This is a genomic window from Shewanella mangrovisoli, assembly GCF_019457635.1.
Classification (GTDB): Bacteria; Pseudomonadota; Gammaproteobacteria; order Enterobacterales; family Shewanellaceae; genus Shewanella; species Shewanella mangrovisoli.
In genome coordinates this window covers 3,375,874-3,391,081 of sequence record NZ_CP080412.1, presented here as the reverse complement: position 1 = coordinate 3,391,081, position 15,208 = coordinate 3,375,874, and the positions used below count along the sequence as shown (strand labels likewise).

Genomic DNA, 15,208 nt, shown 5'->3' with positions numbered 1-15,208 from the left:
ATCTTAAATTTTTTTCAGTTTTGGTTTATTGCAGTTCGTAGGCGCAACCAGCGTCATTCCTAGGGGGAGTTAAAGGAGCAAAGATCTGAAATGATTTCGTTGTTGCGCTGTTCGTAGATTTTAAGCAATTGGCAACAGCAATTGTGGACATTGGTAAATCTGTGTGGGCAATCGGTGGACACTGAAAAGAAAAAGGACTTAGCATTTCTGCTAAGTCCTTGTTTTATTTGGTGGAGGCGGCGGGACTTGAACCCGCGTCCAGAAAACCTACATCCAAGGCGCTACATGCTTAGTCTTTCTATTGTTTAACCGTTTGAACTCCGAAAGACAGGATCCCACACGGTGAGTCCGGTACTGTTTCGCGGTTCACCCCCGGACAGGGTTCCCTCGCTAGCACGATGTGAGATGACCATCAAATCCACTGCCCATGTGCGAAACGTGTGGTAGATGGCTAGCGGCATTAAGCGGCTAGAGCGTAGTTATCGTCGTTTGCAACTATAACTTTGCGGCTTTTAACGAGGCCAACCGCCCCTCGGCATGCTCCCAGGGTTTCGTGAATCCTGTCGAATCCAGAATCGCCCCCAAGAAAGTTGATTGTAACTCGTAGCGTGGCGATAACCTAGTATCATTTGCTGCAAGTTCAATCGTTTGTTCATTATCCGCGCGTTTTTTCCTTTTTCATTACGCGGGCTTTTTCCACTTCCCACTCGCGTGCTTTGGTATCTTCACGCTTGTCGTGGTCTTTTTTACCTTTACCTAGGCCGATTTCCACTTTGACCCAAGCCCCTTTACGCCAGTACATGGAGATAGGGATAATCGAGTAACCTTGGCGCTCAACAAGACCGGCTAATTTGTCTAACTCTTTACGACTTAACAGCAATTTCTTCAGTCGAATCGGGTCGCACACCACATGGGTCGATGCGGTATTAAGCGGAATAATGGTACAGCCATGCATAAAGGCTTCGCCATTTTTTAAGAAGACGTAGCAGTCCGATAGGTTCACTTTACCCATGCGGATAGACTTCACCTCCCATCCCATGAGGGAAATGCCAGCTTCCATTTTTTCTTCGAAACGGTATTCGAAGGTTGCGCGCTTATTGCGTGCGATCGTCGCAGGCGCGGCTTTTTTTGAGTTTTTCTTTACCATAGTGGCGCCATTATACGCACGGTGAATCAATTTGAAATGGATATAAGGGTTTATTTGAGCTATTTCAAGCCCTCATCAATTTATTGCTGTTTTTTTATGCGGTTTTGCTTAGTCATCATAGGGATATGTGAGGGGTGCGTTTTTTAAGTATCGTGGTAGAATCCAAACCAATTTTGTTAGCTTCCCTAGAGATTAGGGCGCGCGGAGTTCGCTTGAGACAGCGTGTTTACTTAGATTGAGAGTGCCAAGCCCTATGCCGCAAATTTCTCGAAGTGTGTTAGTTCGTTTTAGTGCGATGCAAATGTATGATTTAGTCAATGATGTTGAGTCGTACAAAGAGTTTTTACCCGGTTGTGTTGGCGGTAAAGTGCTTGAGTTTGATGGTAAAACCATGGTGGCCTCGGTCGATGTGAGTAAGGCGGGGATCCGTAAGACCTTCACCACGCGCAATCAGGTGGTGCCGGGAAAGAGTATCGAGTTAAGACTTGAAAATGGGCCTTTTAAACACTTATTCGGCCAGTGGCGTTTTACCGAGTTGACGGAAGATGCCTGTAAGGTGGAGTTTGACTTAAATTTCGAGTTTTCCAGCTCATTGGTCGATATGGCTTTTGGTAAAGTGTTTAATGATCTTATGGTGTCAATGGTGACGGCATTTACCAGCCGCGCTAAGGTAATTTACAGTGACAAATGAAGCAGATAAGTTCGTCGTCGATGTTATTTATGCGCTGCCGACTCAGCAAAAGGTGATTTCGGTTAGCGTATTGCCCGGCACGAGCGCGATTGACATAGTGCGTCAAAGCAATATGGTGAGTTTTTTCCCTGAGATTGATTTAGAAACGGTAAAGCTTGGGGTGTTTAGCAATGTGGTTAAGCATGACCAAGTGATTCTACCGGGGCAGCGAGTGGAGATTTATCGCCCGCTGATCGCCGATCCTAAGGATGTGCGCCGTCGCCGTGCCGATAAGGCCAAGGATGAAGGTCGTGCCAATAAAGTGACCGGTGGACGGGTGTCTTAGTTTGTCCGCAACACGAACAAACAAAAAGCGCCATGGGCGCTTTTTGTTTTAAGGCAAGTGCTAAACCAGTGTGCTTACTTGATTGGCTTTTGAACTTGCGCTTCTGTTTGATTTTCTTTCACTAATGGCTTTTCATCTGGGCGCTGTGCTGGCACAAGTGGCGCAGACTCAGCGGTGTTGGCCATAGGTAACTTACTCTGCTCAAGCGGCGTATTAAACTCTGGGCTTAATTCATAGTCGCCCTTCACTAAGCTTAATTTGTTACCGGTAAAGTGCAGGATCAGTTCTTTGTGGGTAATGCTCGCATCACGGCCACTCTTATAGTGGTACACATAATACCAAGTATCATCGGCAAAGCTGTCACGCAATACTGGGCGACCAAGAATGTATTCGGCCTGCTCTTTGGTCATGTCGATACGCAACTTTTCAACCTGTTGCGGCTCCATGTAGTTGCCTTGCGGAATATCGGGCTTATAGATCAGCCAATCAAACACGCTACAGGCACTGAGCGAAACTGAGAGCGCAATGGCACTCAGCAGGGTAAGACTTTGCTTTTTATTGATCATTGTATGCGCTACTTCTGAAAATCTGGCGGCCATCATACCCAAGCACTCCCCCTTATGACAAGGGTAATTGGGCGTTGCGGCGCTTATCGTTGCAATTGTGTGAGTTTTCGACCTAAGCGGCGCGTTTTAGTTCGCGATGAGTGAAGATTTTTATGCTTATCATAGGGCTTAAATAAGCTGCCCCGCGGTAAATTGCGCTGAAAAACCGTAAAGTTAAGCAAAGTTGAAATAGTCATGTAGCAATGTTGTGAAAACATGGGTAGAGTTGTGAAAGTGTTTTACTTTGATGGTGTTAGCATTTTTTCGCGACTTTAGGGAGTAGCATAGGGTTTAGCGGTTGCTATCAAGGTTATGGCTTGAGTTCATCAATAAGCCTGCGGCAGTGCATTTTTAGGAGAGACCATTGGGATCACTCGTTTGTGTGGGTACGGGGTTACAGCTCGCGGGGCAAATTAGCGTATTAAGCCGCAGCTATATTGAACATGCCGATATTGTGTTTTCACTCTTACCCGACGGTTTCTCGCAGCGTTGGTTGACGAAGCTCAACCCCAATGTCATCAATTTGCAGCAGTTTTATGCGCAAAATGGTGAAGTTAAAAATCGCCGAGACACCTACGAGCAAATGGTCAATGCCATTCTAGATGCGGTGAGAGCGGGTAAAAAAACCGTGTGTGCACTCTATGGTCATCCGGGCGTGTTTGCCTGTGTATCCCATATGGCCATTTCTCGCGCTAAGGCCGAAGGGTTTTCGGCCAAGATGGAGCCGGGGATTTCGGCCGAAGCTTGCCTGTGGGCCGACTTAGGGATTGACCCTGGTAACTCAGGTCATCAAAGCTTTGAAGCCAGCCAGTTTATGTTTTTCAACCATGTGCCCGATCCCACCACCCACTTATTACTCTGGCAAATCGCGATTGCGGGCGAACATACCCTAACCCAATTTCATACCTCGAGTGATAGGTTGCAGATCCTCGTGGAGCAGTTGAACCAATGGTATCCCCTCGACCATGAGGTGGTCATCTACGAAGCGGCCAATTTGCCAATCCAAGCCCCGCGTATCGAGCGTTTACCTTTAGCGAATTTACCCCAAGCACACTTAACACCGATTAGTACGTTGTTAATTCCGCCAGCAAAAAAGCTAGAGTACAACTATGCTATTTTGGCTAAGTTAGGGATCGGTCCCGAAGATTTGGGCTAAATTGAAGTGTGATATTGAGTCATTATTAACAATAAGGAATAAGTATGTCTGCATTATCGGATTTTTTTACCCAGTTAGGCCAAGATGCGCAGTTAATGGAAGACTATAAACAGAATCCAGAGGCGGTGATGCGTGCCCACGGATTAACTGATGAAGAAATTAACGCTGTAATGACTGGGGATATGGAAAAGCTCAAAACGTTAAGTGGTGACCAAGACTATCAAGCCTTCTTATTAGTGAATCATGGTAATAATTAACTTATCTTGAAACGGTTGCGTTGCGCCCTATTAGCCATCTTTGCTTTGTGGTCGACAGCGTTGATGGCTAACTCTCTCGATTTTGATCAGGCACTCAATGAGCTTGATGTATTACTGCAATCTGATCTTAGCGCAGCGCAGAAAAAACTGGCCGAATATGAGACCGTATTTAGCGGATTAACCCCGACACAAAAAGGCAGACTAAGAATTGACAGAGCCATTAGTTATATTTTTGTCAGTGAATATGCCAAAGCGTTAGACGATTTACATCAGGCCGAAACCTTAATCACAAGTTCTGAGTTATTAGCGTCAGTTTATAGCTATCAAGCCACTGTCTATATAGGGATGCGCGACTATGACAAAGCCTTGTCGGCTGTCGCCAAAGCATTAGCCCTAGTGGTGAATATCGATGATATTACGATTAAACGTCACTCCTATCTAAGAATTGCCAATATTTATTCTGAAATGGATGCTTATAGCGATATGGGCCTCTATGCCAATAAGGTGTTACAACTCGCTCAGGAAACCGATGTTCGCGATATTTGCCATGCCAAATTGCTGCGGGCGATTTACTTGCTCGGTGTGAAAAGTCCCGACGCCTTCGATGCCTTCGAAGATAGCCGTCAATATTGTGATGCGAAGCAATTTCCCCTTTTGGCGACTATGTCGATGAAAGGCAAAGGGATGGTTTTGCAGGAGCGGGGTTACTATTTAGACGCGAGAGCGATTTTACTATTAGCGTTAAAAGGGTATGAAGCTTTTCAATTTCAATTAGAAATCAGCCATGTGCATGCACTACTTGCTGAGAATTACTTTGCAACGGGTGAGCTGGTTCAAGCCAAAAGTCACGCAGTTAAAGTGCTCACATTTCCCGATGATAATAGTTATATCGAACATAAGCATATTGCCTACAAAGTGTTTGCCGAGTTGATGGCGGCGGACAAACAATTTGAGCAAGCCTATGAATACTCCAGAAAAGAGCAACATTATAATCAACTGATTTTTGACCAATCTAAGATGAAAACCCTTGCTTATCAAGCGGCTAAGTTTAATGCCGATGAGCAGGCGCGTGAAATCAACTTGCTGAATAAAGAGCGCGAACTTTACATTGCTCAGCAAACGGTAAAAGAACGTGAATACACTAATATGCTGATGTTTATCACGATATTAGTGGGCGGGCTGTTTTTCCTCGCGATTTTGTTAGTGGTGGGCAATTTGCAAAAACGGCGTTTTATGCGCATGGCCAGAATGGATGCATTGACGGGCGTGCTTAACCGTGGTGCAGGGCAAGATCTTGGCGAAAATCTGTTTGTGCAAGCCGCCGCCCGAGGGGGCGATTATTGCGTAATTTTATTCGACTTGGACCATTTTAAACGGATTAATGATTCCTACGGCCATGGTACGGGTGACTGGGCGCTTAAAAAAGTCGTGGAAGTATTAAAACCCCATGTCCGCAATGGTGATGTGTTTGCCCGGATTGGCGGTGAGGAATTTGCGTTGTTTTTGCCCTATGCCAATGAGGAAAAGGGAATGGAAGTTGCCGAACAATGCCGTCGACGACTCGAAGCCATTGATACGCATCTCTCGGGGCATAAATTTACTATCACCGCGAGCTTTGGGGTCAGCGGTATGACAAAAGAAGACTTAAGCCTAGACCCTTTGCTGCACCGTGCCGATATGGCGCTGTATGCCGCAAAATCCAATGGTCGTAACAGTGTATTCTGTTATGAGGACGCTTTAGCCTCAGATAAACGCGCCACCAATATTACCAGTCAGTTTGCAAGGCAGTAGCGTACGAGTTGTATTGTCTGTGTAACTGACTGTTTAGGCTAATGTAACGTAGATTTCTTCTTTCGCTGTTTCGCTTATTTCTTGTTTTTTTCGATGATTTTTAGGCCAATTTTTCACACTTTTTCCTGTCTAACTAGAGTATGATTGCCAGCGGTAGCCGAAGCTTTTTTGCTTAAGGCTATCCCCCTATTTTTGCCTTTCGCTAACGTTGTGGAGCCCTAATGGAAGAGTCGAGTCTGCTCACTTCTGTATTGTTATTTTTATTGGCCGCGGTGATTTTTGTGCCCTTGGGCAAACGTTTTGGCGCAGGACCGATTCTGTCTTATCTCGCTGCCGGGGTGATTCTAGGCCCCGGAGGCATGGCGCTGGTGTCTGATCCCGCCGCCGTGCTGCATTTTGCCGAGCTGGGTGTGGTACTGATGCTGTTTGTCCTCGGGCTTGAACTCAATCCGAGCAAGTTATGGGAGCTGCGCAGCGCCATCTTTGGTCTCGGCAGTGGTCAGTTACTCCTTTCTTGGGCGGCAATTGGCGGTTTAGCCTGGGGATTTGGCTTATCCATTGAGGCGGCATTAGTGGTGGGCGCAGCGTTATCACTATCATCGACGGCTTTTGCGGTGCAGCTGATGAGCGAACATAGACTACTGACCACTCCGCTTGGCCGTGATGCCTTTGGGGTGTTGTTAATGCAAGATCTCGCCGTGATCCCCATGTTGCTATTAACCGCTTACCTTGCACCTAATTCGGCCCAGATTGAGCACCATGCGGTGCCATGGTATTGGACCTGTGTGGCCTTAGTGGGCTTTGTGTTAGTGGGCAAATATCTGTTACCGCGGGCACTTAAACTTGTCGCCAGCAGCGGGGTTCGTGAGGTGTTAACGGCTTTTGCATTATTGCTGGTGATGGGCAGCGCCGAATTGATGGAGTGGCTGGGGCTGTCGGCGGGTATGGGCGCATTCTTAGCCGGAATTATGTTGGCGAACTCCAGCTACCGACATCAGCTTGAAACCGATATTGAACCTTTTAAGGGCTTACTGCTTGGGCTGTTTTTTATGGCCGTGGGCATGAGTATGGATCTCAAGCTGTTCTTAACCGATCCCTTACTCATTCTCGCGATTTTGCTGGGCATGTTACTGATTAAGACTCTCGTGCTGATGCTCCTTGGCCGTTTACGGCACCATGCATGGCGCCCGAGTATTGCTCTAGGCCTTATCTTGGCCGAAGGCGGTGAGTTTGCCTTCGTGCTGCTGTCGCAGGCGCAATTATCCAGCATAGTGGATGATAAAATCGCGCAAATCTTAGTGCTCGCTATCGGTTTATCCATGGCAGTTACACCGATGATTTTCACGCTTTTTAGAGCCACTAAACCTAAGGTGGTGGATACACGTTTGCCCGATACCATTAATGTGACTGAATCTGAGGTGGTGATTGCCGGATTTGGGCGGGTGGGGCAGATCACTGGGCGGATTTTAGCGTCATCGGGCATTCCGTTTGTGGCTTTAGATAAGGATGCCAGCCATGTGGATGTGATCCGCAAATACGGTGGTGAGGTCTATTTTGGCGATGCCAGACGTTTAGATATGTTGATGTCGGCGGGGATTGCACGTTCGCGCCTGTTGCTACTGGCCGTTGATAATGTTGAGGATTCGATTGAAATTGCCCAGCAGGTGAAAACCCATTTCCCCCATATCAATATCGTTGCTCGGGCGCGGGACCGTAACCATGCCTATCGATTAATGAGCCTTGGGGTGACCGATGTGTTCCGTGAAACCTTTGGTTCTGCTTTATCTGCCAGTGAGAAGATTTTGCAGGGCTTAGGTTTATCGCAGGTGCAAGCCAATGAACGGGTGAAGATTTTTGCCGAGCACGATAAAAAGCTGGTGATAGCCAGCTCGGCCCATCAACATGATTTAGCCAAGCTCCTTGATTTATCCAATAAAGGGAAAGCTGAGTTGGAGTCGCTGATGCGTGGCGACCGGGAGAATGTCAGTTAAGTCAGCTGGCTAAAACAAACAAGAGAGCCGATGGGCTCTCTTGTTGTTTATGGGCTTAAGGAAAGCGCTTAGAAACTGTAGCTATATTGCAGTTTCACATTACGCTCTTCGCCTGGCATACCGCCGAGGAACATCGCCTTACTGTAATAATCTTTATTGAATAGGTTGTTGATATTCAACTGTAACTTCCAGGAGTCGGTGGCGTAGCTGATGGCTGAATCCACTAAGGTGTAGCTCGGCACATAACCATCTGGGATACCAAATGAGCTTGAGTGCGTGCTTCTATCATCCACATACTTGGCGCCTAAACTCAGCTCAATGGGGCTTGATAAGGCAAACCAGTCTGCACCATAGGTTACCCAAGCGCTGGCGGTCACATAGGGCACACCTTTTTGACGGCTGTCGTAGTTGGCTTTGTCATTCGGGTTTTGTTTATCCCTCGCATCCTGATACATGCCGTTCAGGTTGATGCGCCAGTTATCGTTTAGGTGGGCATTGAGATCCAACTCGACCCCTTGGGTATCTTCGCTGCCATCGTAAAAGTACACCGGCACCTCGGCACCTGACACGCCAGCGTTATAGTCGGGGTTGTTGTAAGGCACATTCGTGCGTGAGCTTTTAAAGAACACCAGCGAAGCTAGCATCTGATCGTCAAAGGCTTTAAAGCGCATGCCGAGATCGTTACTGACGGATTCAGAGTCTTCGCGGTCGGTATTTTCCCCTGTGATAGAACCTAAGATGCTGTAGGCGGTGCGGCCCTTTGAGTGATTGACGAAAAACGATAAATCGTCAATGGGCATATAAGTTAAGCCCAAGTTGTAGGTCACACCGTTATCTTTGCTATCTTCCTCAGGAGTGGGGCTCGCTTGACTCGCGCTGTAGCGCTCATCCACACCTAAGTGCTCATAGCTCTGTTTGATTTCGTTAAAGGCCACACCCACACGGGTGGTAAAGCCATAACCTAAATAACCAACATGTTGCACGCCTAAGCCCCAAGCGCTGACTTTTTTGTTGTAGTTGGCGGTTTTGAGCGGATCGTAGTCGGCAAATTTACCCGTTCCCCAGTTTGGATTGCGGATATCGTAAATGTACGGTAGCGAACCACGGTAAATCACTTCGCCTTGCTTATTCTTAATCACCTGATCCGCATCGTAAATCGAGAATTGCTCGAGGCGAATGTTACGATCTTCGTAGTTAGCATTCACCAGCAATTCGTTGTCGATATTGCCTATTTGGAAGTCGTAACGTAGATCGGCAAAATACTGCCACGAGGTTTCTTCTGCATCGAGCTGGCGGTATTCCTGACGTCTGGCGGCAAAGGGATAGAGCACACCATTTTCAACCAGTGGCGCGCGGGGATCGGCGTTTATCTTGCCTTTGTTATTCCAGTACACATAGTTGTAAGCCCCTGTTTGACGGGCAAAACCTGTAGTGTAGTCGCGATATTGCAACTGCTGATTGAGGAACAGATTATCGGTAAAGTAGATATTGTGGGTCAGCTTGAATCTTAATTCTTCACCTTCATTATCCTTTGCCATGGGCGAAATTAATCCCGCGTCACCGAAGGAATAGGGAGTTAAGCCATCACCGCTGGCGAGTGATGCCGCTAATTGCTGACGCTGCTCGTCGGTCAGTTGTACGCCTTGACCCTTAGGATCGTTTATCAAATCTTGCCAAGTGACTTCACCCGCGGTTTTACCGCCGACAGAATCGGCATTGTAGATACGGATTGGATGGCCGATGGAGTCAACGGCAATGGCGTCTTTGATATATGCGCCTGACAGCATCAGATCTTGGTTATCACTTAATACCCACTTGAGTGAGCCGAACACTTCATCACGGTCGGCGCCTAAATCACGGTAGCCTTCACTGCGGGCGGTTTTGGCCACTAAACGATAAGCAAGATCATCGGTGATCCCACCCGTGCTATCGATGGCGAAAGAGTAGGTATCCCACTGGCCAACTTCTGTGGTGATTTTGTGTTTGGATTCAAATTGCGGTTTCTTTTCAATCAGGTTGATCACGCCACCCGCGCTGCCCATGCCGTAGAGTCCAGTAGCAGGCCCTTTTAAAACCTCAACGGATTCCACATTGGTTAGGGAGCGAGTGGGGTTAAAGGTATTGCCAAGGCCGGCACCGCCATACATGCCGTCATAGGTGTAGTTTGCGCCGAGACCGCGAATAACCAAGTTATCCCCAATGCCGTAGTTATTGCCTGCTTGAGTCACCCCACTGATATTGCGGATCAAGTCCTGCAGATTATCGACTCCTTGGCTGTTAATCAGTTCCTGGTCAACGATAACAACCGCCGCAGGGGTTTCCATTAAGGACATATCTGACTTAGTCGCAAGTCCTGAGTTTTTCACCACAGAGTTTTGTCTGCCGTATACCGTTATGCGTTCGACGTTTTCATCGCGAGCGGAAGGTGTGTCATCGGCGTAGGCTGTGTGTGGTAAAGCACTGAGGCAGGCGAGTGCAATAAGTGATAAGCGAAATACAGGCTGTAATACTGGCATTGAAAGTCCCCCAATCAGAAAGGTCGCGAATGATAATGATTTTCATCTACTTTGCAACCCCTTGTTTGGCGCTTAAAAGACCATGAACCTTGGTTATCTTTACATACGAAATACGGTTAACTGCGTTGGGGATAAAGACCTTCACTATCACCTGTTGCCCTCATTTGAAGCAACACAGGGTCAGAATTCTAATTTGTTTCATTTTTTTTATAAAAAAGTGATTTATTTTTTTGGGTTAACCATATCGACTCGGCTTTTTGATCGAGAAACATAACCCGTGATCCCTGTCACTCTCTCCCTATTTATTTGACTGTTTACGTAAACGTAATAGTTAAACGAGTGTTTAAATTTTTATTCTGTTTCTATTTTGTTAATTGCTTGGTTTTGTTGATTTTTACCGCTTTCCTCCGGGTGGAGTTCAAAACGCGCACAGGTTTCTACTTAGGTCGAATAGGTCAAAAATGCTGTATATTTAAATTTTCAATTGGTAATTAAATTACGTATAAAATTACAATGAGCTTTGAGTGGTAAAGTTGTCTGACAAATTTCACGATAAGAAAAAACTCATTTAGCTTAAATTTTTAAAGTTATTATTTATCAGTCATTTGAGTTGTGCCCCTTGTCTTGGTCAGACCAATTTTGAGAGGTTTTTTGGTCAAATTATTGAGCGGTTATGGCACTTTTGGATAGTTGCAAATACAAATGTTTGTCTGTAAGTTTTGGTTCTAAACGAACATTTGAATGTTTTTAGGTGAATGTTTGTACATATTACTCATGTCTTTGCTGGTAACGGGTCGTAAACGAGCAAAAGGTTAGCCTCTTGGGAGGGCGAGAAGATGACGGAACACACTTTAGGTGAACAGCAATTGAATTCGACACAGAATAAGGCCACTGCGAATGGCACTCTGGCCTTAGTGGGAAATACCATACCAGGGCAGGAGGTGATTTTTACCGAAGGCGCGCTGGCGTTGCTTGAGTCACTTTGCCGTGAATTTGCGACAGAAGTGCCCACCTTACTCGCCAAACGTAAAGATAGACAGGCGCGTATCGATAAAGGGGCTTTGCCTGACTTTTTACCTGAGACTCGCGCTATTCGTGACGGTGCATGGAAGATCCGCGGCATTCCGAATGACTTACTCGATCGCCGTGTCGAAATCACCGGTCCCGTCGAACGTAAGATGGTGATCAATGCACTTAATGCCAATGCCAAAGTGTTTATGGCGGATTTTGAAGACTCCTTAGCACCGAGCTGGCAGAAAGTCGTGGAAGGTCAGATTAACCTACGTGATGCCGTGCGCGGTGAGATTGAATACACAGCGCCAGAAACCGGTAAACACTACAAGTTAGGCCCAAATCCTGCGGTATTAATCTGCCGTGTGCGTGGCCTGCACTTAAAAGAGAAGCACGTTGAATTTAACCTGCAGTCCATTCCTGGCGCCTTATTCGACTTTGCGATGTACTTTTACCATAACTATCGCCAATTGCTGGCGAAGGGCAGTGGTCCTTACTTCTATATTCCTAAACTCGAGAGCCATATCGAAGCGCGTTGGTGGGCAAAAGTGTTTGCTTTTGTTGAAGAAAGATTCTGCCTACAGCCTGGCACAATCAAATGTACTTGTTTGATTGAGACCTTACCCGCGGTGTTTGAAATGGACGAAATTCTCTATGAATTACGCTCAAACATTGTCGCGCTCAACTGTGGCCGCTGGGATTATATCTTCAGCTATATCAAAACATTAAAGCGTCATAGCGACCGCGTTTTACCGGATCGCCAAGCGGTGACCATGGATACGCCTTTCTTAAGTGCCTATTCAAGACTGCTGATCAAAACCTGCCATAAACGTGGCGCACTGGCGATGGGCGGCATGGCGGCCTTTATTCCGGCGAAGGATCCCGCTCAGAACGAAACCGTGTTGCAACGGGTACGTAAGGACAAAGAGCTTGAGGCTCGTAATGGCCACGATGGGACTTGGGTCGCTCACCCAGGTCTTGCGGATACGGCGATGGGGATCTTTAACGAATACATAGGCCAAGATCATCAAAACCAATTGCATATCACCCGTGATGTGGATGCACCGATTCTCGCCGCAGAGTTATTAAAACCCTGCGATGGCGAGCGTACTGAGCAAGGGATGCGCCTGAATATTCGCATCGCTCTGCAATACCTTGAGGCGTGGATCAGTGGCAACGGTTGTGTACCGATTTACGGATTAATGGAAGATGCGGCAACCGCTGAAATCTCCCGCGCCTCGATTTGGCAATGGATCCAACATGGCAAGTCACTCTCAAACGGCAAACCCGTCACTAAACAATTGTTTAAGGACATGCTGGTGGAAGAGTTAGCGAATGTGAAAAAAGAAGTAGGCGGTGACAGATTCACCCATGGCAAATTTACCCAAGCGGCGGTATTGCTTGAGGATATTACCACTTCGGATGAGTTGGTCGATTTCTTAACCTTACCCGGTTACGAGATGCTAACGGCTTAATGATTAGCGTTTTAATGCTGTAACACTGAATGCGTTTACATGGAATGCGTTATGGCGGTAAAGCCGCCAATTAAACCAATGGGCAGAGTGAGGCTGTGGGGCAGCTTCACTTGCTACAACATCACAGAGAAAGGAGTGACACTATGACTAAGGCAACACAGACTTCACGTCAGGCACAAATTGACGCAATCAAAAAAGATTGGGCTGAAAATCCACGTTGGAAAAACGTGCGTCGCCCATACACTGCAGAGGAAGTTGTGGCTCTTCGTGGTTCTATCGTACCTGAAAACACCATTGCCAAACGAGGTGCCGCTAAACTGTGGGATTTAGTCAACGGTGGCGCAAAAAAAGGTTATGTGAACTCGTTAGGTGCACTGACTGGCGGTCAAGCGGTACAACAGGCTAAAGCCGGTATCGAAGCAATTTATCTGTCTGGTTGGCAAGTGGCGGCCGACGCTAACTTAGCGGGCACTATGTACCCAGACCAATCTTTATACCCAGCAAACTCAGTACCTGCTGTCGTTGCACGTATTAACAACTCTTTCCGCCGTGCAGACCAAATTCAGTGGAGCAATGGTGTTAATCCGGAAGAAGAAAACTTTGTCGATTACTTCCTGCCGATTATTGCCGATGCGGAAGCGGGTTTTGGTGGCGTACTGAATGCGTTCGAGTTGATGAAGTCGATGATCGACGCTGGCGCCGCCGGTGTGCACTTTGAAGACCAATTGGCCTCAGTGAAAAAGTGCGGCCACATGGGCGGTAAAGTATTAGTACCGACCCAAGAAGCGGTACAAAAGTTAGTTGCAGCGCGCCTTGCAGCCGACGTGAGCGGTGTTGAAACCTTAGTTATCGCTCGTACCGATGCGAACGCAGCGGATTTATTGACCTCTGATTGCGACCCATACGATCGTGACTTCGTGACTGGCGAGCGCACCAGTGAAGGTTTCTACCGCGTGAAAGCGGGTCTAGACCAAGCGATTTCTCGCGGTCTTGCCTACGCACCTTATGCGGATTTAATTTGGTGTGAAACCGCTAAGCCTGACTTAGAAGAAGCACGCCGCTTTGCTGAGGCAATCCATGCTCAGTACCCAGACCAATTACTGGCCTACAACTGTTCACCTTCGTTCAATTGGAAGAAAAACTTGGATGACGCGACGATTGCGCGCTTCCAACAAGAGCTGTCGGACATGGGCTACAAGTACCAGTTCATCACTTTAGCGGGTATCCATAACATGTGGTACAACATGTTTGACCTAGCTTACGACTACGCTCGTGGTGAAGGTATGAAGCATTATGTTGAGAAAGTTCAAGAAGTTGAGTTTGCAGCAGCGAAGAAAGGCTACACCTTCGTCGCGCATCAACAGGAAGTGGGTACTGGTTACTTCGACCAAGTCACCACAGTGATCCAAGGCGGTCATTCATCGGTCACTGCGCTGACTGGCTCGACCGAAGAAGAGCAGTTTTAAGCTAAGTCTGCTGTATCGCGAATAGGTTCTACCCGTAAGATGTTGTACCCGTAAACCCTGTGTTTAGCTGCATTGCAGCTGTTGTCCCCCGTGCAGTTCGCCTACATGTGCTGCACGGGTTTTTAAGTCAAACCTTGTGACTTAACTTCCTACCCAGTCAATACATTGCTTGCCTGAGCTTGGCGACTCTCTGAGTCGCTATTTTTTTATCTAATTGATTATTCTGGTGCAACTCTGACTCGAGTTGGTGCAATTTTTTAACTGTTTTACAATGACTTAATGCTATCTCATTGTTATTCAATGGCTATTTATCTTGGCCTAAATAATGCTGTGCATTAGCGGTAAAACTTGGCATTCACAGTGAGGTCACCGTCATGAAATATTACAGTCGTCGTTTAGTCAAACCTGAACATTTAAATCCTGCAAATACCCTATTTGGCGGCCAGTTATTGAGTTGGATTGACGAGGAGGCGGCCATCTTTGCTGCGTGCCAGATGAAGAGCAGCAGCCATGTGACTAAGTTGATTTCTGAAATCAATTTTATGACGCCAGCGCGCCAAGGGGATGTGTTGGAATTTGGCTTGGAGCTTGTCAGCCTTGGCCACAGTTCCATTACGGTCAGTTGCCAAGTGCGTAATAAGATGACGCAAGCGCCAGTGGTCAGTATCGATAAGATGGTGTTTGTGAATGTGAATGCCCAAGGGTTACCCGTGCCCCACGGTATTCGTGCCAATGCGGCCTAGGGATTGAGACCCGATAAAGCAGAGTGACGCATGG

At 47.1% G+C, this 15,208-nt stretch carries 12 protein-coding genes and 1 other RNA gene; 9 read left to right on the top strand and 4 right to left on the bottom strand.

The window, feature by feature from the left end; genetic code table 11:
* Positions 1-228: 228 nt before the first annotated feature.
* Positions 229-583, bottom strand: a transfer-messenger RNA (tmRNA) gene (gene ssrA, locus K0H60_RS14850).
* Positions 584-655: 72 nt separating this feature from the next.
* Positions 656-1,147 carry an SsrA-binding protein SmpB gene (gene smpB, locus K0H60_RS14845; RefSeq protein ID WP_011623527.1) on the bottom strand — a complete coding sequence of 164 codons (492 nt, stop codon included), beginning with the start codon at positions 1,145-1,147 and terminating at the stop codon, positions 656-658.
* A 253-nt stretch (positions 1,148-1,400) separates the two neighbouring features.
* On the opposite strand from smpB, the gene K0H60_RS14840 reads away from it, so the two are divergent.
* Positions 1,401-1,838 carry a type II toxin-antitoxin system RatA family toxin gene (locus tag K0H60_RS14840; RefSeq protein ID WP_011623526.1) on the top strand — a complete coding sequence of 146 codons (438 nt, stop codon included), beginning with the start codon at positions 1,401-1,403 and terminating at the stop codon, positions 1,836-1,838.
* Positions 1,828-2,163, top strand: a complete 336-nt coding sequence (locus K0H60_RS14835; RefSeq protein WP_011623525.1) for an RnfH family protein — start codon at positions 1,828-1,830, stop codon at positions 2,161-2,163. The genes K0H60_RS14840 and K0H60_RS14835 overlap by 11 nt, the downstream gene beginning before the upstream one ends.
* Before the next feature lie 74 nt (positions 2,164-2,237).
* On the opposite strand, the gene K0H60_RS14830 is transcribed toward K0H60_RS14835, so the two are convergent.
* Positions 2,238-2,729 carry an outer membrane protein assembly factor BamE gene (locus K0H60_RS14830; protein WP_039978606.1) on the bottom strand — a complete coding sequence of 164 codons (492 nt, stop codon included), beginning with the start codon at positions 2,727-2,729 and terminating at the stop codon, positions 2,238-2,240.
* 403 nt (positions 2,730-3,132) lie between these two features.
* On the opposite strand from K0H60_RS14830, the gene K0H60_RS14825 reads away from it, so the two are divergent.
* The 4 genes from K0H60_RS14825 (at position 3,133) to K0H60_RS14810 (ending at position 7,963) form a co-directional block, all read left to right on the top strand.
* Positions 3,133-3,924, top strand: coding sequence for an SAM-dependent methyltransferase (locus K0H60_RS14825; protein ID WP_220056204.1), 792 nt, complete (start codon positions 3,133-3,135; stop codon positions 3,922-3,924).
* Positions 3,925-3,968: 44 nt separating this feature from the next.
* The gene (locus K0H60_RS14820) at positions 3,969-4,181 is read left to right on the top strand and encodes a hypothetical protein (protein ID WP_086904596.1); all 213 of its coding nucleotides are present in this window, start codon (positions 3,969-3,971) and stop codon (positions 4,179-4,181) included.
* A 63-nt stretch (positions 4,182-4,244) separates the two neighbouring features.
* On the top strand, positions 4,245-5,972 hold the full coding sequence (locus K0H60_RS14815; RefSeq protein WP_220056203.1) for a tetratricopeptide repeat-containing diguanylate cyclase: 1,728 nt from the start codon (positions 4,245-4,247) through the stop codon (positions 5,970-5,972).
* Between the two features lie 221 nt (positions 5,973-6,193).
* The gene (locus tag K0H60_RS14810; protein ID WP_220056202.1) at positions 6,194-7,963 is read left to right on the top strand and encodes a monovalent cation:proton antiporter-2 (CPA2) family protein; all 1,770 of its coding nucleotides are present in this window, start codon (positions 6,194-6,196) and stop codon (positions 7,961-7,963) included.
* A gap of 68 nt (positions 7,964-8,031) precedes the next feature.
* Here the strand turns inward: K0H60_RS14810 and K0H60_RS14805 are convergent, their stop codons facing one another.
* A complete protein-coding gene (locus tag K0H60_RS14805; RefSeq protein ID WP_220056201.1) occupies positions 8,032-10,479 on the bottom strand; it encodes a TonB-dependent receptor in 2,448 nt (815 codons plus the stop codon).
* Between the two features lie 836 nt (positions 10,480-11,315).
* On the opposite strand from K0H60_RS14805, the gene aceB reads away from it, so the two are divergent.
* The 3 genes from aceB (at position 11,316) to K0H60_RS14790 (ending at position 15,174) form a co-directional block, all read left to right on the top strand.
* On the top strand, positions 11,316-12,965 hold the full coding sequence (gene aceB / locus K0H60_RS14800) for a malate synthase A (RefSeq protein ID WP_220056200.1): 1,650 nt from the start codon (positions 11,316-11,318) through the stop codon (positions 12,963-12,965).
* A 143-nt stretch (positions 12,966-13,108) separates the two neighbouring features.
* Positions 13,109-14,431 (top strand): isocitrate lyase, encoded by a 1,323-nt coding sequence (aceA, locus tag K0H60_RS14795; RefSeq protein ID WP_086904378.1) that lies wholly within the window; start codon positions 13,109-13,111, stop codon positions 14,429-14,431.
* A 374-nt stretch (positions 14,432-14,805) separates the two neighbouring features.
* Positions 14,806-15,174: an acyl-CoA thioesterase gene (locus tag K0H60_RS14790; protein WP_011623516.1), complete on the top strand. Its 369-nt coding sequence runs from the start codon at positions 14,806-14,808 to the stop codon at positions 15,172-15,174.
* Positions 15,175-15,208: the final 34 nt, after the last annotated feature.